The following is a 26455-nucleotide window of genomic DNA, read 5'->3' on the forward strand; positions in this document are numbered from 1 at the left end:
TTTTGCGTGATTTCCGGGGATTGACAGCACACACTCTTTTTATTTTGCAGCGCAGCAACTATTTGGTTTGGGTGAACGTTGAACGTCGCCTGCCAGGAGTTGCCGTGTCGCTCGCCAGAAATCTCGATCTCTTGAGACATCTGCCAAAGGTGGATGGTCTGCGCCTTGCCGAGTTCGGCCGCAGCGCGGATGCCTCCAGCCCGTTGGAAGAAGTCACCGGCTTCGGCGACAATCCCGGAGCGTTGCGCATGTTCGCGTTCGTGCCGGCGCAATTGCAGAAGCCGCGCGCGCTCGTCGTCGTGCTGCATGGCTGCGGCCAGACCGCAGCAAGCTACGATCTCGGTGCCGGCTGGTCGACGCTCGCGCAGCATTACGGCTTTGCGCTGGTGATGCCCGAGCAGCAGCGCGTCAACAACGCCAACACCTGCTTCAACTGGTTCAATCCGGAAGATACCGCGCGCGACAGCGGCGAGGCGCGCTCGATCCGCGAGATGGTCGCGCATATGGTGCAGACGCATCGCATCGATCCGCGCCGCATCTTCGTCACCGGCTTGTCCGCCGGCGGTGGCATGACGTCGGTGATGCTTGCGACCTATCCCGAAGTGTTCGCCGCCGGCGCGGTCATCGCCGGCCTTCCTTACGGCATCGCCTCGAATTTGCGCGAGGCGCTGGACGGCATGTTTCATTCTCCGGCGCGGCCCGAGCGCGAGCTCGGCGATTTCGTGCGGCGGGCTTCCAATCATCGCGGCCCCTGGCCAAAAATGTCGGTGTGGCACGGTAGCGCCGACCGCACCGTCAATCCCGGTAATGCCAACGAGATCGTCAAGCAATGGCTCGACCTGCATGACCTGCCGCCCGCGCCGATGGCGGAGACCATGGTCGACGGCTATCCGCGCCAGGCCTGGTGGAACAAGGACGGCGAGACGCTGGTCGAATCCTACGCCATCACTGACATGGCGCACGGCACGCCGCTTGGCGTTGCCGACAACGACCAGCGCTACGGCATCGAAGGCGCGTTCCTGATCGAGGCCGGCATTTCCTCGTCCTATCACATCGCAAAGTTCTTCGGCCTCACCGGCTGGATTCCGGATGCCGCGAAGAAGGCGGACGCAAAGCCCGCGCCGCAGCCGCCGCGCTCGCCCGCCCCGCATCTCGCCCGCTCGATCCGCACCGCCGTCGCCGACAAGCCGGAGAAGGAGAAGCCCCGCGGCTTCGATCTCGGCCAGATCATCACCCGCGCGCTGACCGCGGCGGGATTGATGAAGTAGTTGGTTGCCCGACGATTCGCCGCGAAGAAGGTGCGCCCCTCTCCCGCTTGCGGGGGAGGGCTGGGGTGGGGTGTCTCCGCAAAGGGACACTCCCGATGCGGAGAGAGCCCCCACCCGGCGCTTCGCGCCGACCTCCCCCGCAAGCGGGAGAGGTAAGAGGAGTTCGCGGTTGCCAGTTCGGTCCCTAGCTTGAAGTCGCGGCGATCATCTCGATCGGCGTTGCCGTCACCTCGCCGCCTGAGACTTGTCGCGTCATCGCCTGATACTGCTTGAAGAACTCCCGGGATTGCAGCGCTTTCTGCGCGTCCTCATCGGCGACGCTGGCGAGATGGAAATAGTGGCCGTCGTCGCGGTTCTTCAGGACGCGGTAGCCGATCCGCCCCTTCAGCTCGGGATCGCTGTCGATCGCCTTGATGAAGCGGGCGATCTCCTGGTGCCATGCGTCCGTCGTGCCGTTCCTGAATTCGTACTTGATCATGAAGTGCTTCATGTGACGCTCCCTGTTCGTCGTGTGCGTCATCATCTGCGTGCTGGTCGCAGTCCCGCAAGTATGGACAAAATTGATAGTATGGACTTTTTCGCCATCGCTCCTATCCTCTCTCCATGGAGGAGACGACATGGCAAAAGCTCCCGCGCGCGCCTGTCCGGTCGCAGCCTTTCAGAAAATGATCAGCGGCAAGTACAAACTGCGCATCGTCTGGGATTTGAAAGACGGCCCGCGCCGCTATGGCGAGATCCGCAGCGGCCTGCTGCGCGGCGCCAGCGGCAGCGCCGAGATCACCCCGCGCGTGCTGAGCCGCGAATTGAAGGCGCTGACCGCCAGCGGCCTCATCGACCGCAAGGATTTTGGCGAGGTGCCGCCGAAGGTCGAGTATCGCCTGACCCGCAAGGGCAAGAGCTTTGTGCCCGTGGTCGCCGCGATCCGTGAGTGGGGCGAGCGCAATCTCGGCGAGGCGGCGGTGCTCGCCGACGCCGCCGAATAAAACTTACACCTCGCCCGTGATGAACGGATTGGTCATCCGCTCCTGGCCGATGCTCGAGCCGGCGCCGTGGCCGCAGATGAAGCCGACATCGTCGCCGAGCGGCAGCAGCTTTGTCAGAATCGAGTTGATCAGCGTGGCGTGACTGCCGCCGGGCAGATCGGTGCGCCCGACCGAGCCGGCAAACAGCACGTCGCCGACATGAGCGAAACGCAATTCCTTGTTGAAGAACACCACGCTGCCGGGCGAGTGGCCGGGGCAGTGGAAGATGTCGAAGGTCAGGCCGCCGATCGAGACGGTGTCGCCCTCGTCGAGCCAGCGGTCCGGCTCGAAATTGCGCCCGCCGGTCATGCCGAAGCGCGCGCCGCTCTCGACGACGTTGTCGAGCAAATATTTGTCCGCGACATGCGGACCCTCGATCGGCACCTTCAGCGCATCGCGCAGCTCGGCCGCGCCGCCGACATGGTCGATATGGCCGTGGGTCAGCCAGATCTTCTCCACGGTGACGCCGGTCTGCTTGATCGCTTCCAGAATCTTCGGCACGTCGCCGCCGGGATCGATCACCACGGCCTTCTTGCCGGGCTCGTCCCAGATGATGGTGCAGTTCTGCTCGAACAGCGTCACGGGGACGATGATCGCGCCGGCCTTGGCCTTGGTGTCATTTTGCTCGGTCATGGCGCCACAATGCCGATTTTTGCCATGCCGCCAAGCAAAAGATTCCTGCTCGGTCGGGGAACGGTCACCTGAAGACCGTTCCCGATCCGCCGACGTTACCTCGTGATCTGAGCCTTCAACGTCTCCCGAACGACTCCGTCGAACGACGATGTCTTCGGCGACTTGACCGCGTGGTCGGCGATGTACTTGTCGCGCTTGGAGACCAGCGCGGCGAGCTTCTCGTTCAGCGCCTTGCGCTGCTCGATCTGCTTGGTCACCTCGGCCTCGCGCTGCTCGGGCTTCATGGCGCGCAGGTTTTCCGGCAGGTCGGCGTCCGCGACGGTGGCGACGCTGGCCGTGCCCTTGGCGGCGTCGGCGACGAGATCGCCGCCACCGGTGACGGCCTCCGAGGTCGCCGCGGATCGCTTGTTGATATAGCTCGCCATGTCGGTGGCCGTTGCCGGTGCGGCCGCCGCGATGCTGGCCGACTGTTTCATTTTCAGCTCGGTGTGCTTCTGCCGCTCGCGTGGGCCATAGGGGATCACGGTGCCGTTGAGCTGCTGCTGCAGGATGATGATGTCCTGGTCGTAGGGCGTCTCGATCACCACGATCTGCCCGCCATCCTGCGGGATCGGGATGAAGCGGCCCTGGCCGATCTGCGCGATGTCACGCCACACCCGCTCGGTGTCGCGGGCATCGCCGGCGAGCACGGCATTGACGATGATGTCCCTCTGCCTCGCGACCGCGAGCGTGGTCGGATATTTGGTGTCCTGCGCGTAGTCCATGTGCGGCGGCGCATCGCCGACCAGGAACACGATATGCCTGACGTCGCTGCCCGGCGTCCATTGCAGCTTGTTGACGGCCATGTCGAGCGCCTCGTTGACGCTTTCCGGCCAGTCGCCGCCGCCGCGCGCCTTCAGCTCCAGCAGATTGGCGTAGAGATCCTGGATGTCGCGGGTCAGCTCGATCTTCGAGGTCACGTAGTCGTCGCCGATGTCGCGATAGGCGACGAGGCCCATGCGGATGTCGGCGTCCGGATTGGAATCGACGATTGAGGTCGCGATTGACCAGATCTTGCGCTTGGCGCCCTCGATCAGGCGCGCCATCGAGCCCGTGGTGTCGAGCACGAAGGCGACCTCGACGGTGGGCTTGGCGTAGGCAGGGGATAGTCCGGCCGAGAGTGGCAAGGCGGCGAGAGCGAAGGCGAGCGAGCACAATGTGATGCGTGACCTCATAGGTCCCTCCAGTGGTTTCGTCCCTCGGAACCGAAGTTCCACTGGCTTCGCGGTGGCCTGAGGCTGGAAGAAAGGCGCAACTCGCCCGGAATTACGGCGTTTCTGGGCGGAATCGCGCTTTGCGGGACGCGGGCGACATGCTCACTGCCGCGCACGTCACAGAGCCGTCCCAAAGCCCTGTTGGTCTCAATCCACTCGCGGGAACTTTTTGTGTGAACCGTTGGCGCGATCCCGCGTTGCATTCCGCGCGACGCGCATTCGGGGGACGATCTTGGCCCAGAGCGACGACAATTGGTGGCGGTACGGCATTTTCTACCAGATCTATCCGCGCTCCTTTCAGGACAGCGACGGTGACGGCGTCGGCGACCTCGCCGGCATCTTGCGGCGGCTGCCTTACATCAAGTCGCTCGGCGTCGACGCAATCTGGCTGTCGCCGATCTTCCCCTCGCCGATGGCCGATTTCGGCTATGACATCTCCGACTATACCGGCATCGAGCCGCTGTTTGGCACAATGGAAGACTTCGACGCGCTGCTCGCGGCGGCGCATGACAACGGCCTGAAGCTGATCCTCGACCTCGTGCCGAACCATACCTCGGACCAGCATCCCTGGTTCGTCGAAAGCCGCTCTTCGCGCGACAATCCCAAGCGCGACTGGTATGTCTGGCGCGATCCCGCGCCCGATGGCGGCGTGCCGAACAACTGGCTGTCCGAATTCGGCGGCAGCGCGTGGGCCTTCGACGAGACCACGGGGCAATATTACTACCACGCCTTCCTCGCCGCGCAGCCGGACCTGAACTGGCGCAATCCGGACGTCCGTGCCGCGATCTACGACGTGATGCGGTTCTGGCTGGAGAAGGGCGTCGACGGCTTTCGCGTCGACGTGATCTGGCACCTGATCAAGGACGCTGAATTCCGCGACAATCCGCCGAACCCGCATTATGTCGAGGGCCGGCCGCCGAACGAAATGATCCTCACGCAATATTCCACCGACCAGCCCGAGGTGCATGACGTGATCGCCGAGATGCGGCGTGTCACGGACGCATATTCTGCCCGCGTGCTGATCGGCGAGATCTATCTGCCGCTGCATCGCCTGATGGCCTATTACGGCAACGACCTCACCGGCGCGCAGATGCCGTTCAATTTCGCGCTGCTCTCGACCTTCTGGAGCGCGCGCTCGATCGAGACCATCATCGAGGATTACGAGAGGGCGCTGCCGCGCGGCGCCTGGCCGAACTGGGTGCTCGGCAATCATGACCGGCCGCGCGTGGCCAGCCGCGTCGGGCCCGAGCAGGCCCGCGTCGCCGCCATGCTGCTGCTGACCCTGCGCGGCACGCCGACGCTCTATTACGGCGACGAGATCGGCATGCACCAGCTCGCCATCGCGCCGGAGGACGTGCAGGACCCCTTCGAGAAGAACGTGCCCGGCATCGGCGTAGGGCGCGACGGTTGTCGCACGCCGATGCAATGGGACTCTTCGAATTTTGCCGGCTTCTCTGACGCCAGACCGTGGCTGCCATTGCCGGAGGATCATATCCACGAGAACGTCGTCAATCTCGAAGCCGATACACGCTCTATTCTCACCCTGTACAAGCGGCTGATCGCAATGCGGAAGGCATCTCCCGCACTGGTCGAAGGCGATTATCACCCGATCGCCGCGCAAGGCGATCTGCTGATCTATCGCCGCGGCGCCGAGGGCAGGAGCATGATCGTGGTGCTCAATCTCGGTCCCGAGCCGATCGCGGTGACGACCAGCGCGATCCGTTTCGGCAGCGAGATCGTGCTGTCGACATTCCTGGATCGCGAGGGCGAGCGGCTCGAGGGCGTGCTCGATTTGCGCGGCAACGAAGGCGTGATCGTCGCGCCGGCAGCCTAGCTGTTGCTTCGGCCACGACGACGGCGATGGCCAGTGCTCTCTCTCCGTCATTGCGAGGAGCCCTTGCGACGAAGCAATCCAGAATCCCTCCGCGGATACATTTCTGGATTGCTTCGCTGCGCTCGCAATGACGACTGCTGAAGCTGCGGAGCCTCAATCTCACCCCGGATGCTTCTTCCCCTTCACCGTCCTCTCGTCGATATCACTCCGCTTCAACAGATAATCCAGCCCGCCGACCCGGTACCAGCGATACCCGTATGGCTCCAGCACCACACGATGCTGCCCGCGCTTGTCGGCGTGGCTGTGGTCTTCCGCGAGCAGATTGATCAAATGCGCGCCGGCCTCGCCCGGCAACCCCGCCGAGAACGCGATCTCGCGCGGCTTCTCGTCGAGATTATGCACGAACAGCACGGAATTGTTGCGCCAGTCGTAGCGCATGATGAAGACGGCGGGATCGCGTGTCGGGATCACGGCGAAGTCGCCCCAGCCGATCTCCGGCACCTCCTTGCGCATGCGGACGATGCGCTCGGTCCAGTTCAGCATCGAGTTCGGATCGCGCCGCTGTTTTGCTGCATTGACGTGCGGATAGCCGTACGGGCCCTTGTCGATCACGGGACAGGCCGGCCTGTCGCTCTTGGTGAAGCCGCCATGCGGCTCGGTCGACCATTGCATCGGCGTGCGCGCGCAATTGCGCTCGGGTAATGAGAGATCGTCGCCCATCGCGATCTCGTCGCCGTAGCGGATCACAGGCGTTCCCGGCAGCGTGCACATCAGGCTGTAGGCGAGCTCGATCCGCCTGCGGTCGCCGCCGAGCATCGGCGCGAGGCGCCGGCGGATGCCGCGGTCGTAGAGCTGCATGTCCTTGTCCGGGCCGAAGCTCCTGAACACCGTGTCGCGCTGCGCCTGGGTCAGCCGCCCGAGATCGAGTTCGTCGTGATTGCGCAGGAACAGGCCCCATTGCGCGGTGGCCGGCCGCGGCTTTGTCGCCTTCAGCGCCTTCGCGAGCGGGCGCGAGTCGGCGGAGGCCAGCGCGTAGAACAGATGCTGGTTGACGTGGAAGTTGAACATCATGTGCATGCGGTCGGCATCGCGGCCGAAATAGTCGAGGTCGGTTTTCGGCAGCACGTTGGCTTCAGCCAGGATGATGGCGTCGCCCTGCCGCCATTGCAGGAATTCGCGGAACGCGCGCAGCATGTCGTATTGCTCGACCGGCTTCTTCACCTTGGCGCCCTTGGTCGAGATCACGAAGGGCACGGCGTCCATGCGGAAGCCGGAGACGCCGAGCTGGATCCAGAAGCCCATGATCTTCAGGATCTCGGCCTGCACATGCGGGTTCGAGGTGTTGAGATCGGGCTGGAAATCGTAGAAGCGATGAAAGTAGTACGCCCCCGCTTCCTTGTCGCGCGTCCACGTCGATTTCTGCACGCCGGGAAACACCATGCCCTTGTTGGCGCCTGATGGCTTCTTGTCGGACCACACATACCAGTCGCGATAGGGCGAATTCTTGTCGCGCCGCGCCTCCTTGAACCAGTGATGCTGGTCGGAGGTGTGGTTGACGACGAGATCGATGATGACGCGGATGCCGCGCTGCTGGCAGCCATGGGTGAACTCGACGAAATCGCCGAGCGTGCCGTAGCGGGAATCGACGCTGTAATAGTCGGCGATGTCGTAACCGTCGTCGCGGCCGGGCGAGGTCTGAAACGGCATCAGCCAGATCGTGGTGATGCCGAGCCCGTGCAGATAGTCGAGCCGGCGCAGCAGGCCCTTGAAATCGCCGACGCCGTCGCCGTCGGCGTCCATATAGGTGCCGACGGAGAGGCAGTAGATCACGCCGTTCTTGTACCAGAGATCGTCGATCATGCGCGGCAGCCTCGGTGGTTCCGCCGAGGTGCGGCGGCTGCGGGATTAAGTGCGCGGCGGAGGGGAGGTTCCGTGTGCGCGGCACACGGGCTGTCGTCCCGGGGCGCGCCACTTGGCGCGAGCCCGGGACCCATAACCACAAGATCAGGTTTGGCGAAAGCTCGGAGTGACCCGCTTCGCCCCGCACTCCTGCCTGTGGCTATGGATTCCGGGCTCGCGCTGCGCGCGCCCCGGAATGAGGGACGGAGAGAGTGTCCGCCCCTAACGGAATCGGCTAATCTCTCCCCCATGGACAGCCCCGCCCGCAACATCGCCCTCGTTCCGCCGCCCGACCGCCGCCAATCCGAGACGGCGCTCGCCATCGCGCGCGGCACGTCGCGGCTGCTGCGCTCGCTCGGCTTTTCGTGCATCAGCGAATTGCCGCTGCCGTCGGGCCGACGCGCCGATCTCGTGGCGCTGAACGAGCGCGGCGAGATCTGGATCGTCGAGATCAAGTCATCGGTGGAGGATCTGCGCGCCGATCAGAAATGGCATGAATACCGCACCCATTGCGACCGGCTGTTCTTCGCCTTCACGCAGGATCTGCCGTGCGAGATCTTTCCGGAAGGGACCGGCCTGATCATCGCGGACGCCTATGGCGCGCATATGCAATGCGAAGCGCCCGAGCACAAGCTCCCCGCACCGACGCGCAAGCAGATGACGGTGCGGTTTGCGATGGCGGCGGCGCTCAGGCTCAACCGTCTGGTCGATCCGCAGGGGCATGCGGAGTTTTGGGAGTGAATCCGTAGGATGGGTAGAGCGAAGCGAAACCCATCACTTTCGATTCAAGTCTCGATGACGGTGGGTTTCGCTTCGCTCTACCCACCCTACGAGACCGTTACCTTGGCGCGCGCTTCGCCAGAATCCGCTGCAGCGTGCGGCGGTGCATGTTCAGCCGGCGCGCGGTTTCCGAGACGTTGCGGTTGCACATCTCGTAGATGCGCTGGATGTGCTCCCAGCGGACGCGGTCGGCGGACATCGGGTTGGTCGGCAGCTCGGACTTCTCCGCGCTGGTCGAGAGCAGCGCGGCGACGACGTCGTCGGCATCCGCGGGCTTCGAGAGATAATCGATCGCGCCCATCTTCACCGCGGTGACGGCGGTGGCGATGTTGCCGTAGCCGGTCAGCACGATGGCACGGGCCTCGGGCCGCTTCTTCTTCAGCGCCGAGACGACGTCGAGACCGTTGCCGTCGCCGAGACGAAGATCGACCACGGCGAATGCCGGTGCGGCCTTGCCGATTTGCGCAAGACCATCCGAGACGGTGTCACATGACGTCACCGCAAAGCCGCGTGTCTCCATCGCGCGCGACAACCGCTCCAGGAACGGCTTGTCGTCCTCCACGATGAGAAGCGAGCGGTCGGTCTGTTCATTCAGTTCGGCGATGGCGTTCAAGGTTTTGTCCTCTCTCCTGCACATCTACATATGGCGTCGCAATCGGGCGGCGCCAAGGCCGCCCATAGGCGATCGGGCCTCTCGTGCGACGCAAGGTCGCGGTCTATCCTATTGTTTCTTCGAGCGTCTCGATAGCCTCAAAACGCTCTCTCGGCCATGTGACCTGCACCACCGCACCATGTTCCGGGAAGGTGCGATTGGTAAACGAGACCTTGGCGCCGGTGCGTTCCAGCAAGGTGCGTGCGATGAACACGCCAAGTCCGAGCCCGCGGCGCTCGCCCCCGGCATCATCCGGGGTGCGCCGCCGCGACAAATAGGGCTCGCCGATCCGGTTGAGGATGTCGGGCGGAATGCCGGGGCCGTCATCGGAGATCACGAGCTCGATATTGTCCTTGTTCCACCACGCATTCACCTCGACGGTGGTGTGGGCGAAATCGACCGCGTTCTCGACGATGTTGCCGACGCCGTAGAGCACCGCCGGATTGCGCGAGCCGACCGGCTCGGCCACGGCGGCGACCGCGATCCGCACCTTGATGTCGACGCCGAAATCGCGGTGCGGCGCCACCACCTCCTCGATCAGCTCCGACACCTTCATCCGGTCGAACGGCGCGCCGGTGGAGGAGAGCTGGGTGATCTTGCTGAGGATGTCGCGGCAGCGCTGGGTCTGCTCGCGCAGGGTCTTGAGGTCGGCGGCAAAGCTCGGGTCCTTCACCGTCTTCTCCAGCTCGCGCGAGATCAGGAAGATGGTCGCAAGCGGCGTGCCGAGCTCGTGCGCGGCGGCCGCCGCAAGACCGTCGAGCTGGGTCAGATGCTGCTCGCGCGTCAGCACCAGCTCGGTCGCGGCCAGCGCGTCGGCGAGCTTGCGCGCCTCCTCGGTGACCTGGAAGGAGTAGAGGCTGGTAACGCCGATCGCGAGCACGATCGAGAGCCAGACGCCGACGAGATAGATCGGCGGCAGCACCAGGGGATCATCGGAATCCCAGGGCAGCGGCAGATGGTAGAAGAACAGCACCGAGGCGCAGGCAACGGCAAGCAGGCCGAGGCCGAAGGTGAAGCGGGCCGGCAGCGCGGTCGCCGAGATCAGCACGGGTGCGAGAAACAGGAACGAGAACGGGTTCTGCAGCCCGCCGGTGAAGAACAACAGCGCGGCCAGCTCGACGATGTTCAGCGCCAGCAATCCGGCCGCCTGCATCGGCTCCAGCCGCTGCACCGGATTGGACACGGTCTGGAGCGCCAGATTGAGCGCGGCCGACAGTGCGATGATGCTGACGCAGGGGACGATCTCGACGTTGAACTCCAGCCCCTGCGCCACGATGAAGATCGCCGCGAGCTGGCCGAGCACCGCCAGCCAGCGCAGCCGCAGGATGGTATCCAGGCGGATATGCCGCTGCGCAGGGCGGAAGTCGGAAGCGGCAATTTCGGTCATATCGGCCAATGTGGCGGTGCCTTCTGGTCACAAACGCTGGGCTCGCGGAACCACCCCGATTACAAGCCTTGCGCTATCAGCTGCAATAGCAGAAGAACGGCCCAGCATGACCGAGAATGACAAGGCTTCAAGTCGGCCGACTGTCGCGGAGCGCTCCGCGGCGATCGAGGTCGATCACCTCGTCAAGGTCTACAAGCAGACCCGCGCCGTCGACGATATCTCGTTTTCGCTGCCGCGTGGCACCATCACCGGCCTGCTGGGCGGCAACGGCGCCGGCAAGACCACGACCATCGCGATGATCATGGGCCTGGTGCTGCCGACCTCCGGCCGGGTGCGGGTGCTCGGTCACCGCATGCCCGAGGAAAGCGCGGCGGTGCTGGGGCGGATGAATTTCGAGAGCCCCTATGTCGACATGCCGATGCGGCTCACGGTGCGGCAGAACCTCACCGTGTTCGGCAAGCTCTATGCGGTGAAGAACCTGTCCGATCGCATTGCCAAGCTGGCCGAGGATCTCGACCTCACCGATTTCATCGACCGCGCCAACGGCAAGCTCTCCGCCGGCCAGAAGACCCGCGTCGCGCTGGCGAAGGCGCTGATCAACCAGCCCGAGCTGCTGCTGCTGGACGAGCCGACCGCTTCGCTCGACCCCGATACCGCCGATTGGGTGCGGGCGCATATGGAGCGCTATCGCAAGGAGAACAGCGCCACCATCCTGCTGGCCTCGCACAACATGCTCGAGGTCGAGCGTCTGTGCGACCGCGTCATCATCATGAAGCGCGGCCGCGTCGAGGACGACGACACGCCGGAGGCGATCATGGCCCGCTACAACCGCACCACGCTGGAAGAGGTGTTTCTGGACGTCGCGCGCGGCCGCGTGAACGGCGCGAAGGAGGCGGTGAGATGAGCACGCTCTCATGTCTCGACCGTAGCCCGGATGGAGCGAAGCGAAATCCGGGACCGCTGCATCCGGATGGATGGGCCCCGGATTACGCTTCGCTCCATCCGGGCTACGGGTCCTATCCGGGCAACGGGACACCCCAATGAGCGAGCTGTCCCTCCACCGCGGCATCTCCGCCCAGCGCATCGGCGCGATGATCCTGCGCTACTGGTACCTGTTGATGTCGTCCTGGCCGCGGCTGCTCGAGTTGCTGTACTGGCCGGCGCTGCAGGTCATCACCTGGGGCTTCATCCAGTACTACATCGCGCAAAACGCCACCTTCTTCGCCCGCGCCGGCGGCACGCTGATCGGCGCTGTCATCCTCTGGGACATCCTGTTCCGGGGACAGCTCGGCTTCTCCATCTCGTTCCTGGAGGAGATGTGGGCGCGCAATCTCGGCAACCTCATGATGAGCCCGCTCAAGCCCATCGAGTTCCTGCTGTCGCTGATGGTCATGAGCCTGATCCGGCTCGCGATCGGCGTCGTTCCGATGACGCTGCTTGCGCTCGGCCTGTTTCACTTCAACGTCTATGCGCTCGGCCTGCCGCTGATCGCCTTCTTCTGCAATCTGATCTTCACGAGCTGGTCGGTCGGCGTCTTCGTCTCCGGCCTCGTGCTGCGAAACGGCCTCGGCGCCGAGAGCATCGTCTGGACCTTGATGTTCGCGATCATGCCGCTCGCCTGCATCTACTATCCCGTCAGCGTCTTGCCGGTCTGGCTGCAATACGTCGCCTGGACGCTGCCGCCGACTTACGTGTTCGAGGGCATGCGCGCGCTGCTGATCGAGAACACCTTCAGGATCGATCTGATGCTGGATGCGTTGGTCATCAATGCTGGCCTTCTCGCTGCATCTTTTTGGGCATTCCTTGCCCTTTTGCGCAGCGCCAGAAAGCACGGCTCGCTGCTGTCGGGCGGCGAATAGGCTCACTTTCCCGTGGATTCATGCTGATTTAACCGTCCCGGCTACGTAGATGTACGGAACCATGCATTGACGCAATATTACGCATTCGGCAGTATGCTGCGATGCGAAGAGGAATATAGCGATGCCTATTGGTGAGTTTGGCGGCGCACCGCCCTTGGCTGCAGAAGGCAGTCCGGTCCTGACGACGCCGATGTACTGGATGTATGAGATGGCCCACGCCTCTCTCAATCCGGCACGTGCGGTCACCGACGCGACCAAGCTCCTGTTTCAGAATCCCCTCAATCCCTGGACGCGCACCGAGGTCGGCAAGTCGGTCGCCGCGGCTTGCGAACTGTTCGAGCGCACCACGCGCCGCTACGGCAAGCCGGAATGGGGTCTCAACGACACCGAGGTCAACGGCATCCGCGTCCCGATCGAGATCCGTTCGGTCTGGGAAAAGCCGTTCTGCCGTCTGCTCTATTTCGATCGCAAATTCACCCGTCCGCTGCGCAGCCCGCAGCCGCGCGTGCTGATCGTCGCCCCGATGTCCGGCCACTATGCGACGCTGCTGCGCGGCACGGTGGAGGCCTTCCTGCCGGCGCATGAGGTCTACATCACCGACTGGGCCGATGCCCGCATGGTCCCGCTCAGCGAAGGCCGCTTCGATCTCGACGACTATATCGACTACGTCATCGAGATGCTGCACGTCCTCGGCGGCAACACCCATGTGCTGGCGGTGTGCCAGCCCTCCGTGCCCGTCGTCGCCGCCGTCTCGATCATGGAAGCGCAGCGCGATCCGTTCGTGCCGACCTCGATGACGCTGATGGGTGGCCCGATCGATACCCGCCGCAATCCGACTGGGGTGAACCAGCTCGCGCAGGAGCGCGGCATCGACTGGTTCCGCAACACCGTCATCACCAAGGTGCCGTTTCCGCATCCGGGCATGATGCGCGACGTCTATCCGGGCTTTTTGCAGCTCAACGGGTTCATCAGCATGAACCTCGACCGCCACATGGACGCCCACAAGCGCCTGTTCGCCAACCTGGTGAAGGGCGACGGCGACCTCGTCGACAAGCATCGCGACTTCTATGACGAATATCTCGCGGTGATGGACCTCTCGGCCGAGTATTATCTGCAGACGGTCGACACCGTGTTCGTGAAGCACTCGCTGCCCAAGGGCGAGATGACCCATCGTGGAACCCGCGTCGATCCTTCCAAGGTCACGCGCGTTGCGTTGATGACGGTCGAAGGCGAGAACGACGACATCTCCGGTATCGGTCAGACCGAAGCAACGCACACGCTGTGCAGCGCGATTCCCGATCATCGTCGCGTTCATTACGTCCAGAAGGGCGTCGGACATTACGGCGTGTTCAACGGCTCGCGCTTCAAGTCTGAGATCGTGCCGCGGATTCACGATTTCATGGTCTCCGCTGCGAATCCGAGCTCGTTGCAGGCTCTCGCGGCCGAATAATCGGATATTTCGGCTTTCCCGTCGAAAATTCAGGCCCTGCCGGAGGCTCGGGAGGGCCTGGTTTCCGCCAGATTCGAGGTATTTAGGTAGCGTTCTAGGAGTGAGTCAGGCCTCACCCCTTGGGGGTGCCGCATGCGTCCAGCGGGGGCGAAAAAATGGGGTTCCAACCCCAGTCTGTAGGGTCTCCCGGACTGAAGAACCCCTGTATATTGGGCAAATGATTTGTTTTTGCGCCGAGCGCTTTCCCTGGCGGCGGTTATGGCAGAATCCGGGCGACCTCCTGCTCCCCGGACTGACAGACATGGCCACACGCGCTCTCCTTTATCGGCGGCCCCACGAACCAAAGACCCTCGTCATCACCCACGGATCGCAATTCTTTGCGATTCGCCTGCGTCGGCACCGCCGAGCGCGGCGCTACACGCTCAGGATTCATCCGAGCGATCGCGAAGCCATTCTCACCATCCCGCCGCGCGGCACGCTGGCTGAGGCAAAGGACTTCGCACAGCGTCACGGTGCGTGGATCGCAGCGCGCCTCGGCCGTTTGCCGAAGGCGGCGCCGTTCCAGCCTGGCACAGTGATACCGCTTCGCGGCACGCCGCATCGTATCGTTCATCGCGCAGGCAGCCGCGGCACGGTGTGGACCGAGACGCGCGACAGCGGCGATCGCATTCTCTGCGTCGCCGGCGGGCTCGAGCATGTCGACCGCCGCGTCAATGACTTCCTCAAGCGCGAGGCGCGCAAGGATCTGCAGCGTTCAGCGGAGATCCATGCCGCCGGGCTCGGCGTCAAGGTCAAGCGGCTGTCGATCCGCGATCAGTCCAGCCGCTGGGGCTCCTGCACCTCGGCCGGCTCACTGTCGTTCTCCTGGCGCCTGATCCTCGCGCCGCCCTACGTGCTCGACTACCTCGCCGCGCATGAAGTGGCCCATCTCGTCGAGATGAACCACTCGGCAAGGTTCTGGCGCGTCTGCGGCAAGATCTGCCCGTCGATGGAGCGCGCCAAGAAGTGGCTCGACACGTACGGCAACGATCTGCACCGGTACGGGATCGAGGAGTGATCCGCGTTGCGGACTAGGCGTCGCTGCTAACTCGGAAAAAGCTGTCATCGCCCGCCTTGTGCGCAACTGCGCACTGGAGCGGGCGATCCAGTATTCCAGAGGCCGTAGTGCTTGAATCGAGAGGCTGCGCCGGACTGGATTCCCCACCTTCGCGGGGAATGACGGCGGAGAGTGGGTCGGCATCACGCAACTCTCATGCACTGAAATCCGCGCTCGTCCCCGCCCGCGCGCCTGAAGCGAGATAGGACGATTGCAATTGCGCGGCGGCCTTGTGGCCCTCGGCTAGCATCGCCTGGAAGGCTGCGTCGAGCTGCTCGGGGCTATAGGTCGTGGGCCTGCTTTCTCGCGGCGTCCACTGCGATTGCGTGATGGCCGTGGAGGCCTTCTCGACGGTGCCGCCAAGCCGCTCGGCGTATTGGTCGGCCCGCCATTGCGCCAGATCTGGACCGTTCAGGCCGGGAGGATATTCGAGCTTGCCGATCTTTGCTGCCGCCTCGTTGCTCATCGCCGAGGACCCGCTGTTGTACAGCGTGGCGACCACCTTGCCGTTCACCTTCACCTGAGCGTAGGTGTTCTCCGGTGCATTGTCCGGGGTCACCGATTGCGATGCGCCCGTGTCGTGCGTCATCAGCCAGTTCGTTGCCATGAGGTCGCGCAGGATCGGATTATCCGCCACCGATATCGGCTTGGCACCCATCAGCGGCTTGAGTTGCGAGACGTTGATTCCAGGGCTGCTGGTTGCCCCCTCCGCCTCGGCATCCGAAGTCGATGCCGCATTCAAGCCGAACGATGATGCAGGGCGCAGATAGCTCGATGCCGCATTGGACAGGCCTGTAATCATGGAACGCTCCTTCCCACTAAACCCGAATGTTCGGGACTCAACCTAGGAGAGCAAATCCCGGGCCGATATCGGAGCCTTGAAGAGACTGATGTTTTTGCGTTCGGGGAAGTTCCGGCCCCGGTAAATCTTGCCGTCTTCGGCAGGACTTGCCGAAGCGGCGGTGCGAGATGCGGACTGCTAACCCAGCAAACGCCGTCATCGCCCGCCCTGTGCGCAATTGCGCACTGGGGCGGGCGATCCAGTATTCCAGAGACAGTTGTTATTGAGCCGAGAAGCCGCGGCGTACTGGATTCCCTGCCTCCGCCGGGAATGACGCGGCGCGCGAGGCGCCATCAGCACGTTTTGCTCGATTCTCGCCATAATTCGCGAAGATTGCGCGGCTCGCGCCATTTGCTTCGCCGCATCAAGCGCTTCGCACCACCCACCCAGCTTCACGCGCGCAGCCGCCGCCTACTGTGCATGGGGTTGTTTTCGCAGTTTTTGTTTTGAGGCCCCCTCGGACCTCAACCCGCAGCTATCGATTTCCACCAAACAGCCGGTCCATCAGCCAGCCATCCAGCCCTGCGGCCGCCTCCGGCCGCACATTGGCGCGCGTCGGCGGCGGCGGGCGATAGCCGCCGCTGCTGGCCGGCGCGGCCGCAGTCGGCGGCGACACCTGTGAGGACGCCTGCGCGAGGTTCGACAGGCCCCAGCTCGCTTGCGAGTTCGGCAAGGCCGCCACCGGCACGCCCTCGTGTGCCGTGCGCATGAAGCGCGACCAGACTTCGACCGGCAATCCGCCGCCGGTCGCCTTCTTGGTCGGCGAGTTGTCGTCATTGCCGAGCCAGACGCCGGTGACGAGGTTGGCGGTGTAGCCGATGAACCAGGCGTCGCGGTAATCCTGGCTGGTGCCGGTCTTGCCGGCCGCGGGCCAGCCGGGGATCTCCGCCTTCTTGGCGGTGCCCGATATCAGCGTCTCCCGCATCATCGCGTTCATCATGCCGACATAGCGGGGATCGATCACCTGGTTGCGCTCGTCCGCCTGGCGCATGTAGAGCAGCTTGCCGCTGAGCGTCCGGATCCGCGTCACCACATGCGGTGTCGTCGCAAGACCGCCGTTGGCGAAGGGGGCATAGGCGCCGACCAGCTCGACGACAGAGACTTCCGAGGTGCCGAGCGCGATCGAGGCGTTGGGCTCGAGTTTCGAGGAGATGCCGAGCCGGTGGGCGGTGCGGACCACGTTCTTCGGCCCGACCTCGAGGCCGAGGCGGATCGCGACCGTGTTGAGCGACATCGCCAGCGCCTGGGTCAGCGTCACCGATCCGAAATATTCATGGGTGTAGTTCTCGGGCTTCCAGCCCTTGACCTCGATCGGCGCGTCCTGGCGGACGGTGTCGGGCGTCAGGCCCTGCTCGAGCGCGGTCAGGTAGACGAACGGCTTGAACGAGGAGCCCGGCTGGCGTTTGGCGGTGACCGCGCGGTTGTACTGGCTCTCGGAATAGTTCCGGCCGCCGACCATGGCGCGCACGGCGCCATCGGGCGTCATCGCCACCAGCGCGCCCTGGCTGACATTGAACTTCACGCTCTTGGCCGCGAGCTCATCGATGATGGCGGCTTCCGCCACGCTCTGCAGCTTCGGATCGATCGTGGTCTCGACCTTGATGCTCTCGTCGATCTGGCCGACGAGGTCGTCCAGGACTTCGCCGATCCAGTCGGCGACGTAATTGACCGTGCCGGCGCCGGCCGGCTTCACATTGTAGGAGGGATGGCCGATCGAGGCCTGCGCCTGCGCTTCGGTGATGAACTTCGCATCCGCCATCGCCGCGAGCACGATCTGCGCGCGCGCCTCGGCGCCCTCGGGGTTGCGGTTGGGCGCAAGGCGCGAGGGCGATTTGACGAGGCCGGCCAGCATTGCGGCTTCCGCGACGGTGACGTTCTTGGCCGACTTGCCGAAATATTTTTGCGCGGCGGCTTCGACGCCATAGGCGCCGGAGCCGAAATAGACGCGGTTGAGATAGAGCTCCAGGATCTCGTCCTTGGAGTGCTTGCGCTCCAGCCAGATCGCCAGCTCCACCTCCTGCAGCTTGCGCTGCATGGTGCGCTCCTGGGTCAGGAACAGGTTTTTCGCGAGCTGCTGCGTCAAGGTCGAGCCGCCCTGCGAGACGCCGCGGTGGAGCACGTTGGTGACGAGGGCGCGCAGGATGCCGACGGGGTCGATGCCGAAATGCGAGTAGAAGCGGCGGTCCTCGATGGCGATGAACGCCTTCGGCAGATACGGCGGCAAATCCTTCAGCGACACGTTGGCGCCGGCCATCTCGCCGCGCTGGGCCAGCATGCTGCCGTCGATGCCGACGATCTGGATCGTCGGCGGGCGCTTTGGAATTTCCAGCGACTGGATCGGCGGGAGGTGGGCGCCGACATAGATCACGAGGCCGATCACCGCGATCATGCCCCACAGGCCGAGCACCGCACCCCAATAGACGAGGCGACCGAGGCTGAACCCGCCGCCGGATTTGGCGCGCCGCTTGGCGCCGCTGCGGGTCGCCGGGGCCTTGCGCTCGCGCGGCGGCTCCTCGCCGGCATCCTCGCTCTTGCGCTTGGCAGGTGATTTCGCGGATTTCTTCGGCTTGTCCTCGCCGCCGGGGATGCGATCCGCCGCCGTCAGGCGCAGATCGGCGAGCGCAGCAGGTAAGCCGAACAACGGCTCCTTCCGCCCACCCTTCTTCTTTCCCCACGCCATACGCAAAACGCCCGGTCAGCCCGCCCCGCCGCACGCTACCGGTCGCTGTTTAAGGCCCGGTTACCCCGTGCTTAACGCTTGGTTAGGAGATGCGGCATTCGCCTGCCGCAGTTCCGCTTCTTAGGCGCCAGAGCTAGGATCGCCGGCATAAAACAAGAGGGAACAGCACGCATGGGCCACATCGATCCGACCAAGGAGATCTTCGCGCAATTCCGGGACAATGACCGCCCCGGCCCGATCCACATGCTCAATTTGGTCCGCCTGCGCCAAGAGGCCGCCTATCCCGATGGCCGCAAGGCGAGCGGTGCGGAGGCCTATGCCGCCTATGGCCGAGATAGCGGCCCGGTGTTCGAACGCCTCGGCGGCCGCATCGTCTGGCAGGGTCGGTTCGAGCTGATGCTGATCGGCCCGCAGGAGGAGCGCTGGGACCATTGCTTCATCGCCGAGTATCCAAGCGTCGCCGCCTTCGTCGAGATGATCCGCGATCCCGTCTATCGTGAGGCGGTGAAGCATCGGCAGGCGGCGGTGGAGGATTCGCGGTTGATCCGGCATGCCGTGCTGCCGGTGGGGAAGAATTTCGGGGAGATACCGACGTAGGGAGAGCGCGGGCATCTCACCCCGTCATCCTGAGGCGCGAGCGGCGCGATGCAAACGCATCGCGCCGGGAGCCTCGAAGGATGCACGGCCCCGATGCTTCCGCGCGGCCACCAGCCGGGCCGTCGCCCTTCGAGGGCCGCCAAGGGGCGGCCGCCTCAGGATGACGGTGCTAGATCAAGCGAAGCCAAAAAAATCGGCGGCCCGCAGGCCGCCGATCGCATTTTGGAGCTCAGCGCCTAACCGGCCGGGCCGGCATCCTCCAGGATCGGACCGAACAGCTCCCAGCGCTCGCCGTTGAACTTCATCATCTGAAGCTGCTTGTTGACGCGGCAGTCGGTCGGCGAGGTGTTGGCCTTGATGCCGGGCAGGGCGATGTCGCCGATGACGTCCTTCAGCGACGCCGCCTGCTTCATGACGTTCTCGCGCGTCAGGTTGTCGCCGCACTGCTGCAGCACGTGGGCGAGCAGTTGGGCGGTGCCGTAGCCGTAGGTGTTGAAGTTCGAATCCTTGTCACCATCGGGATAGTACTTCGCCATGAAGTCGAGATAGCGCTTCATGCCGGCGTCGTCCTTCCAGGTCGGATCGAGCGGGTCCTTGCCGTAGTTGACGCTGATGACGCCCTTGGCGGCTTCGAGGCCGGCCGGCTTCATCACAGCGCCGACCGAGGTGGCGTTGATGTCGACGATCTGCACCGGCTTCCAGCCGATTTCGGCGATCTTCTTGATCGCCTGCGCGGCCTGCTTCGGCGTGGTCGCGCTGAAGAACAGGTCGGCGCCGGCGTCCTTGATCTTGAGGATCTGCGAATCGACCGTGGGATCGGAGACCTCATAGGAGGCTTCGGTCACGATCATCTTGGCGGCCTTGTCGCCGAGGTCGGCCTTGAGCCCGTTCAGATAGTCCTTGCCGAGGTCGTCGTTCTGATAGAGTACGCCGATCTTGGCGTTCGGATACTCCTTCGTGATGTACTGGCCGTAGATGCGGCCTTCGACGAAGTAGTTCGGGTTGTAGCCCATGGTCCACGGAAAGTTCTTGGGGTCCGTGAACTTCGAGGCGCCGGTGGCCGCGAACAGCTGCGGCACCTTCTTGGAGTTGAGATATTTCTGCACGGCCGCGTTCGAGGGCGTGCCGATGATCTGGAAGGTCAGCAGCACCTCGTCGCTCTCGACGAGCTTGCGCACCTGCTCCACGGCCTTCGGCGGCGAATAGGCGTCGTCATACTGGATCAGATTGATCTTGCGGCCGTTGATGCCGCCCTGGTCGTTGATCATCTTGAAATAGGCGGCCTGGGTCTTGCCGATCGACGCATAGGCCGACGCCGGTCCCGAGAACGGCACGGTCTGGCCGACCTTGATCTCGGTGTCGCTGGCGCCCGGATCATATTTTTTCTGGGCATTGGCCGCGGACAACGACAGCGCCAGGGTCAGCGCCGTTGCCGTGGCCAGATGCAGAATTCCGTTCCTCATTCGCAATTTCCTCAGTGTGTTATCGCCGATGATCTGCCGGCCGCATTGTGCGTCCGATGCCATCGCTGAGGGCGAGTGTGGAGGAACGGTTGTTGCAACGCAAGGTGGGAAGGGACGCACAGTTCGTAGGGTGGGTTGGCCTTGCGGCTGCGCGTAGCGCAGTTCGCGAGGCGTAACCCACCATGTCTGTTGCCGCGGAGGCCGAACAGGTGGGTTACGCTGACGCTCACCCACCCTACGCAATCCCTAGCCCGACGGGCCCGTGTCCTCGATGATCGGTCCGAACAGCTCCCAGCGTTCGCCGTTGAACCTCATCAACTGCATCTGCTTGTTGACGCGGTAGTCGTTCGGCCCGGTGTTGATCTTGATGCCGGGCAGCGCGAAGCTCGGGGTGAAGTCCTTGATGTTGGCGACCTGCTTCATGACGTTCTCACGCGACAGGTCGTCGCCGCATTGCTTCAGCACCTGCGTCAGCAGCTCGGCGACCGAATAGGCATAGGTGTTGACCGTGTTGAGCTTGTCGCCTTCGGGGAAATACTTGTCCATGAAGGCAAAGAACGCTTTCACGCCCGGATCGTCCTTCCACTGGGGATCGCCGGGCTCCTTGCCGTATTGGGTCGAGATGATGCCCCTGGAGATGTCGAGGCCTGCAGGCTTGAGCGTCGCCGAGATCGGGCTCGCATTGATGTCGACGATATGCACGGGGTTCCAGCCGAGCTCGGCCACCTTCTTGATGGCTTGCGCCGCGAATTTCGGCGTCGAGGCATCGTAGAAAAGATCGGCGCCCAGTGACTTCAGTTTGACCACCTGCGAGTCCACCGTCGGATCGGTGACCTCGTAGGAGACCTCGCCGACGATCATGCTGGCGGCCTTGTCGCCGAGGCCGCTCTTGAGGCCCGCGAGATAGTCGCGGCCCATGTCGTCGTTCTGGTAGAGCACGCCGATTTTGGCGTTCGGATGCTCCTTGAGAATGTACTTTGCGTAGATCCGTCCCTCGGACACGTAGTTGGGATTGTAGGCGATGGTCCAGGGATAGTTCTGCGGATCGTTGAAGCGCGCGGCTCCGGTGGAGGCGAGGAGCTGCGGCACCTTCTTGCCGTTGAGATATTTTTGCACGGCGGCGTTGGCCGCGGTGCCGATGAGTTGGAACGTGAACAGCACCTCGTCGCCTTCGACGAGCTTGCGCACCTGCTCCACCGTCTTCGGCGGCGAATAGGCGTCGTCATATTGGATCAGGTTGATCTTGCGGCCGTTGATGCCGCCCTGGTCATTGATCATCCTGAAGTAGGCGGCCTGCGTCTTGCCGATATTGGCGTAGACGGAATAGGGGCCGGAGAACGGCACGGTCTGGCCGATCTTGATCTCGGTGTCGCTCGCGCCGGTGTCGTATTTCTTCTGGGCGAGCGCTTGACTGAAGAGGGCTTGGTTGGCGGAGAACGCGAAGGCGAGCGCCGCCGTGGCAGCTAGATAGGCTCTGCGAGTCTTCATGTTGGGTTGTTCCTCCTGACGGAATTTTCGGCCGACGGTCTTTTCCCGTTGATTGCAACGGTCGCCATCGCTGCCGAAGATTGTGGAGGAACGCGAGCAGCCGCGCAAGGATCGCGGCACTGCGCCGAAGCGTCTCAGGTCAGGAGCCTTAACCCAGGAACAGCACGACCAGCGCGATCGCCGCCGGCAGCGCCTGCACGATCAGGATGCGCGTGCTGACGGTCGCTGCGCCATAGGCGCCCGCGACGATCACGCAGAGCAGGAAGAACACCTTGATCTGGAACGCGAAGGCCGGATTGCCGTGGACCAGGCCCCAGATCAGGCCGGCGACGAGGAACCCATTATAGAGTCCCTGGTTGGCCGCGAGCACCTTGGTGATCTCGGCCTTCTCCGGCGTGTTGCGAAACACTTTCAGGCCCTGCGGCTTGGTCCAGAGAAACATTTCCAGGACCAGGAAGTAAGCGTGCAGTGCGGCGACCAGCGCCACCAGAATATTGCCGATGAGAATCAAGTTGAGCTCCCCCAAAGCGTCAGCTTTCGGGTGGACGTTAGCACGGCAGCCATGGCAAACGCGATGCCGTGTTTCGATGCAGAGGTGCCGCCATGCCCGCGCGATCAACCAGGACGCCTGAACGCTTCGGCCTCGATCGCCTGACCACGCCGATCGGGATTGCCTTGCTCGTCACCGATGCCGACGGCGCGCTGCGCGCGCTCGACTGGGAGGATTACGAGCCGCGCATGCGCGAGCTGCTGCGCCTGCATTACGGCGCGGTGGATCTCAGCGATCAGCCTGCGCCGACACACATGCGGACGGCGCTGGCGCGTTACTTCGAAGGCGATCTCGGCCAGCTCGCAAACATCGCATGGCGCATCGCCGGCACGCCGTTCCAGCAGAAGGTCTGGAACGCGCTCGCAAGGATCCCCGCCGGCACCACGATGAGCTACGGCGCGATGGCCGCGAAGATCGAGATGCCGAAAGCCATTCGGGCCGTCGGCCACGCCAACGGCTCCAACCCGATCAGCGTGGTGCTGCCGTGTCACCGCCTGATCGGTGCGGACGGCTCGCTGGTGAAATATGGCGGCGGCCTCGAGCGCAAGCGCTGGCTGCTGCGGCATGAGGGGGTGGAGGTCTAGCTGCTCGTCATTCCGGGGCGCCGCGCAGCGGCGAACCCGGAATCCATCGAGCGTCACCGACGGTGCGGATAAATGGATTCTCTGGTGCGCAATTGCGCACCATAGCTCGCGCTTCGCGCGCCCCGGAATGACGGCGAACGCCTCACGCCGCCGGCTGAACCGCCTTGTCGCCAGCCATCACATGCGTGAGCGCGCTCTTGATCGCGGACTGGCGGGTCGGCGCGTTGATCTGCGCGCCGAGGAGGTCGGTGACATAGAACACGTCGCGGGCGCGCTCGCCGAAGGTCGCGACATGGGCCGAGGCGATGTTGAGGTTGAGCTTCGAGATCGCGGTGGTCAGCTCGTAGAGCAGTCCGGGGCGGTCGAGGCCGGAGACCTCGATCACGGTATAGCGGTCGGACCATTGGTTGTTGATGGTCACTTCCGGCTCGATCACGAAAGGCCGCGCCTTGCTGCGCACGGTGCGCCGCGCCACCACTTCGGGCAGGCGGAGCTTGCCTTCCAGCACGTCCTCGATCATCTCGCCGATGCGGGTGGCGCGCCGTCCCTCGTCCTCGTCGCGGTCGTATTCCCTGGAGATCGAGATGGTGTCGAGCGCGCGGCCGTCGGTGGTGGTGTAGATCTGGGCGTCGACGATGTTGGCGCCGGCCGAGGCGCAGGCGCCCGCAATGATCGACAGCAGCCAGGGATGGTCGGCGGCGAAGATCGTCAGCTCGGTGACGCCGCGCACCTCGTCGAAGCCGACATTGATCGCGAGCTTGTGGCCGGCCTGTTCGCTGGAGCGGACGAAGCGGGCGTGACGGATCTTGCGCGGCAGCTCGACCTTGAGCCAGTAGGCCGGATAGTGCCGGCCGATATAGGCATCGAGCTCCTCCGCCGGCCATTCGGCGAAGGCCATGCGGAATTCGGCATAGGCGGCCGTGAGGCGCTTGCCGCGGTCGACCTCCGAGAAGCCGCCAGTCAGCACCGGCTCGGTCTCGTAATACAGCGAGCGCAGGAGCTGCGCCTTCCAGCCATTCCACACGCCGGGGCCGACGCCGCGGATGTCTGCGGTGGTGAGGATCGTCAGCAGCTTCATCTGCTCGGTCGACTGCACCACGGCGGCGAAATTCTCGATGGTCTTGCGATCGGACAGGTCGCGCGACTGCGCGACCGTGGACATCGTCAGATGCTCCTCGATCAGCCAGGCCACGAGCTCGGTGTCGGCCGGGCTGAAGCCGAGCCGCGGGCAGAGCCGGCGCGCCACCTTGGCACCGGCGATCGAGTGATCCTCCGGCCGGCCCTTGGCGACGTCGTGCAGCAGCGTCGCGATGTAGATCACCGGACGGTGCTCGGGGCGCGTCTTGCGCATCAGGTCGCTGGCGAGCGCGAATTCCTCGATGCCGCCGCGCTCGATGTCCTGCAGGAAGCCGATGCAGCGGATCAGGTGCTCGTCCACGGTGTAGTGATGATACATGTTGAACTGCATCATCGAGACGATCTTGCCGAAGGCGCGGATGAAATGGCCGAGCACGCCGGTCTCGTTCATCCGCCGCAGCACGATCTCGGCGTTGTCGGAGGTCAGGATCTCCATGAACAGCCGGTTCGCTTCCGGATTTTCGCGCATCTGCGCGTTGATCAGGCCGAGCGAGCGCGTCACGTCGCGCATCGCATCCGGATGGAAGGCGAGGTTGTTTTTCTGCGCGAGGCGGAAGATGCGGATCAGGTTGACCGGATCGTGCTTGAAGACGTCGGGCGCGGCGACGTTGATGCGGTTGTTGTCGACGATGAAGTCGTCGCTGTCGGGCACGCGCCGCTTCACCTGCGTCGGGCGCAGCCGCGCCATCATGCGGCTCAATACCGGCGCGGGCTTGGCCTGCTGATCCTCGAGCTTGGCGCAGAGGATGGCCGTGAGGTTGCCGACTTCCTTGGCGACCAGGAAGTAATGCTTCATGAAGCGCTCGACGTCCTGCATGCCGGGATGCGAGGTGTAGCCGAGCCGGACCGCGATCTCGCGCTGGAGGTCGAACGACAGGCGCTCCTCGGCGCGGCCGGAATAGAAGTGCAGATTGCAGCGCACCGACCAGAGGAAGTCGGCGCAGCGGCGGAAGCTGCGGTACTCCTGCGCGTCGAACACGCCGCGCTCGACCAGCTCGTCGGTGTCGCGGACGCGGTAGACGTATTTGGCGATCCAGAACAGCGTGTGTAGGTCGCGCAGCGCGCCCTTGCCGTCCTTGACGTTGGGCTCGACCAGATAGCGCGACTGGCCGCCGCGGCGGTGTCGCTCTTCGCGCTCTGCGAGCTTTGCGGTGACGAATTCGGACGCCGTGCCCTGCACCACTTCCTTGTCGAAGCGCTCGACCAGCTCGTCATAGAGCGGCTGGTCGCCGGTGAGGAAGCGCGTCTCCAGGATCGCGGTGCGGATGGTCATGTCGCCGCGCGCCTGGCGGATCGATTCATCGACCGAGCGCGTGGCGTGGCCGACCTTCAGCCCCATGTCCCACAGGCAATAGAGAATGGCTTCCGCCACCTGCTCGCCCCAGGCGGTCTGCTTGTAGGGCAGAATGAAGAGCAGATCGATGTCCGACTCGGGGGCCATCAGGCCGCGGCCGTAACCTCCGGTCGCGACCACCGCCATGCGCTCGGCCCCGCTCGGGATCGGCGAGCGGTAGAGATGGCGCGTCGCGGCCGAATAGAGAATGCGGATGATCTCATCCTGCACGTGGCAGAGACGCTCGGCGCAGCGGCGGCCGTGGCGGTCTTTCAGGAGGATCTTCTGCGCCGCAGCGCGCGCCGCGATCAGCTCGGCCTTCAGCAGCTGCGCGACCGCGGTGCGGAACGTATCCTCGCGGCCCTCATGCTTTTCGGCAAGCGCATCGACCGCGGCGGTGATCCGCGCGGTGTCGAAGCGATCGTCCACCTCAGGCTTATGCTCAGTCGCGACGCTGTCCATGTCTCACCGGATATAAGAGGTGACGCGCGCTGTCACCCGCCATTCTCTGGCAATAGCCGTTCCATGCTGGGAGGGGTCGGTTTTTGGCAAACTTGTTCTCGGCCGGCGCACTTTCATGGGAGGGATTTTCCTGTTGACCTCTAGATATAACTCATTGAAAAACAATGAAGTTTTGGAGGAGGCTGGG

General features: G+C 64.2%; 22 protein-coding genes. 10 read left to right on the forward strand and 12 right to left on the reverse strand.

All coding sequences use genetic code 11. The features are described from left to right. The first annotated feature begins 104 nt into the window (after positions 1-104). Entirely contained in the window at positions 105-1268 is a 1164-nt protein-coding gene (locus RAD16_RS00365; RefSeq protein WP_458155909.1) for an extracellular catalytic domain type 1 short-chain-length polyhydroxyalkanoate depolymerase, read from the forward strand. 184 nt (positions 1269-1452) lie between these two features. On the opposite strand, the gene RAD16_RS00370 is transcribed toward RAD16_RS00365, so the two are convergent. Continuing rightward, positions 1453-1758 (reverse strand): hypothetical protein, encoded by a 306-nt coding sequence (locus RAD16_RS00370; RefSeq protein WP_458155910.1) that lies wholly within the window; start codon positions 1756-1758, stop codon positions 1453-1455. Positions 1759-1885: 127 nt separating this feature from the next. Here RAD16_RS00370 and RAD16_RS00375 point away from each other — a divergent pair, with 127 nt between their 5' ends. Beyond that, entirely contained in the window at positions 1886-2251 is a 366-nt protein-coding gene (locus RAD16_RS00375) for a winged helix-turn-helix transcriptional regulator (protein ID WP_458155911.1), read from the forward strand. Between the two features lie 3 nt (positions 2252-2254). Here the strand turns inward: RAD16_RS00375 and RAD16_RS00380 are convergent, their stop codons facing one another. Both RAD16_RS00380 and RAD16_RS00385 read right to left on the reverse strand, forming a co-directional pair. Continuing rightward, positions 2255-2923, reverse strand: a complete 669-nt coding sequence (locus RAD16_RS00380) for an MBL fold metallo-hydrolase (RefSeq protein ID WP_458155912.1) — start codon at positions 2921-2923, stop codon at positions 2255-2257. A 95-nt stretch (positions 2924-3018) separates the two neighbouring features. Continuing rightward, positions 3019-4137, reverse strand: coding sequence for a vWA domain-containing protein (locus RAD16_RS00385; RefSeq protein WP_458155913.1), 1119 nt, complete (start codon positions 4135-4137; stop codon positions 3019-3021). Positions 4138-4408: 271 nt separating this feature from the next. On the opposite strand from RAD16_RS00385, the gene RAD16_RS00390 reads away from it, so the two are divergent. Beyond that, positions 4409-6010: an alpha-amylase family glycosyl hydrolase gene (locus RAD16_RS00390; protein ID WP_458155914.1), complete on the forward strand. Its 1602-nt coding sequence runs from the start codon at positions 4409-4411 to the stop codon at positions 6008-6010. A gap of 159 nt (positions 6011-6169) precedes the next feature. Here the strand turns inward: RAD16_RS00390 and RAD16_RS00395 are convergent, their stop codons facing one another. Further along, a complete protein-coding gene (locus RAD16_RS00395) occupies positions 6170-7870 on the reverse strand; it encodes an alpha-amylase family protein (RefSeq protein ID WP_458155915.1) in 1701 nt (566 codons plus the stop codon). Between the two features lie 288 nt (positions 7871-8158). Between RAD16_RS00395 and RAD16_RS00400 the strand changes: the two genes are divergently transcribed. Beyond that, the gene (locus RAD16_RS00400) at positions 8159-8650 is read left to right on the forward strand and encodes an MmcB family DNA repair protein (protein ID WP_458155916.1); all 492 of its coding nucleotides are present in this window, start codon (positions 8159-8161) and stop codon (positions 8648-8650) included. Positions 8651-8747: 97 nt separating this feature from the next. Here the strand turns inward: RAD16_RS00400 and RAD16_RS00405 are convergent, their stop codons facing one another. Both RAD16_RS00405 and RAD16_RS00410 read right to left on the reverse strand, forming a co-directional pair. After that, positions 8748-9302 (reverse strand): ActR/PrrA/RegA family redox response regulator transcription factor, encoded by a 555-nt coding sequence (locus RAD16_RS00405; RefSeq protein ID WP_074122131.1) that lies wholly within the window; start codon positions 9300-9302, stop codon positions 8748-8750. A gap of 103 nt (positions 9303-9405) precedes the next feature. Beyond that, the gene (locus tag RAD16_RS00410; RefSeq protein ID WP_458155917.1) at positions 9406-10728 is read right to left on the reverse strand and encodes an ActS/PrrB/RegB family redox-sensitive histidine kinase; all 1323 of its coding nucleotides are present in this window, start codon (positions 10726-10728) and stop codon (positions 9406-9408) included. A gap of 106 nt (positions 10729-10834) precedes the next feature. Between RAD16_RS00410 and RAD16_RS00415 the strand changes: the two genes are divergently transcribed. The 4 genes from RAD16_RS00415 (at position 10835) to RAD16_RS00430 (ending at position 15094) form a co-directional block, all read left to right on the forward strand. Beyond that, on the forward strand, positions 10835-11632 hold the full coding sequence (locus RAD16_RS00415) for an ABC transporter ATP-binding protein (RefSeq protein WP_458155918.1): 798 nt from the start codon (positions 10835-10837) through the stop codon (positions 11630-11632). Between the two features lie 136 nt (positions 11633-11768). Further along, positions 11769-12587 (forward strand): ABC transporter permease, encoded by an 819-nt coding sequence (locus RAD16_RS00420; RefSeq protein ID WP_458155919.1) that lies wholly within the window; start codon positions 11769-11771, stop codon positions 12585-12587. A gap of 121 nt (positions 12588-12708) precedes the next feature. Next, the gene (locus RAD16_RS00425) at positions 12709-14037 is read left to right on the forward strand and encodes a polyhydroxyalkanoate depolymerase (protein ID WP_458155920.1); all 1329 of its coding nucleotides are present in this window, start codon (positions 12709-12711) and stop codon (positions 14035-14037) included. A 217-nt stretch (positions 14038-14254) separates the two neighbouring features. Further along, positions 14255-15094, forward strand: a complete 840-nt coding sequence (locus RAD16_RS00430; RefSeq protein ID WP_458155921.1) for a M48 family metallopeptidase — start codon at positions 14255-14257, stop codon at positions 15092-15094. Between the two features lie 193 nt (positions 15095-15287). Here the strand turns inward: RAD16_RS00430 and RAD16_RS00435 are convergent, their stop codons facing one another. After that, entirely contained in the window at positions 15288-15935 is a 648-nt protein-coding gene (locus RAD16_RS00435; protein WP_458155922.1) for a hypothetical protein, read from the reverse strand. 514 nt (positions 15936-16449) lie between these two features. Continuing rightward, positions 16450-18654 carry a transglycosylase domain-containing protein gene (locus tag RAD16_RS00440; protein WP_458155923.1) on the reverse strand — a complete coding sequence of 735 codons (2205 nt, stop codon included), beginning with the start codon at positions 18652-18654 and terminating at the stop codon, positions 16450-16452. 171 nt (positions 18655-18825) lie between these two features. On the opposite strand from RAD16_RS00440, the gene RAD16_RS00445 reads away from it, so the two are divergent. After that, positions 18826-19251 carry a DUF1330 domain-containing protein gene (locus tag RAD16_RS00445; RefSeq protein WP_458155924.1) on the forward strand — a complete coding sequence of 142 codons (426 nt, stop codon included), beginning with the start codon at positions 18826-18828 and terminating at the stop codon, positions 19249-19251. A 236-nt stretch (positions 19252-19487) separates the two neighbouring features. Here the strand turns inward: RAD16_RS00445 and RAD16_RS00450 are convergent, their stop codons facing one another. The 3 genes from RAD16_RS00450 to RAD16_RS00460 form a co-directional block, all read right to left on the reverse strand. Next, positions 19488-20714 carry an ABC transporter substrate-binding protein gene (locus RAD16_RS00450; protein ID WP_458155925.1) on the reverse strand — a complete coding sequence of 409 codons (1227 nt, stop codon included), beginning with the start codon at positions 20712-20714 and terminating at the stop codon, positions 19488-19490. 246 nt (positions 20715-20960) lie between these two features. After that, the gene (locus RAD16_RS00455; protein WP_458155926.1) at positions 20961-22202 is read right to left on the reverse strand and encodes an ABC transporter substrate-binding protein; all 1242 of its coding nucleotides are present in this window, start codon (positions 22200-22202) and stop codon (positions 20961-20963) included. 148 nt (positions 22203-22350) lie between these two features. After that, positions 22351-22713: a DUF1304 domain-containing protein gene (locus RAD16_RS00460; RefSeq protein WP_458155927.1), complete on the reverse strand. Its 363-nt coding sequence runs from the start codon at positions 22711-22713 to the stop codon at positions 22351-22353. Positions 22714-22805: 92 nt separating this feature from the next. Between RAD16_RS00460 and RAD16_RS00465 the strand changes: the two genes are divergently transcribed. Further along, entirely contained in the window at positions 22806-23336 is a 531-nt protein-coding gene (locus RAD16_RS00465) for a methylated-DNA--[protein]-cysteine S-methyltransferase (protein WP_458155928.1), read from the forward strand. 142 nt (positions 23337-23478) lie between these two features. On the opposite strand, the gene RAD16_RS00470 is transcribed toward RAD16_RS00465, so the two are convergent. Beyond that, the gene (locus RAD16_RS00470; RefSeq protein ID WP_458155929.1) at positions 23479-26268 is read right to left on the reverse strand and encodes a [protein-PII] uridylyltransferase; all 2790 of its coding nucleotides are present in this window, start codon (positions 26266-26268) and stop codon (positions 23479-23481) included. Positions 26269-26455 lie beyond the last annotated feature (187 nt).

The sequence above is a fragment of the Bradyrhizobium sp. 18BD genome (assembly GCF_054185225.1).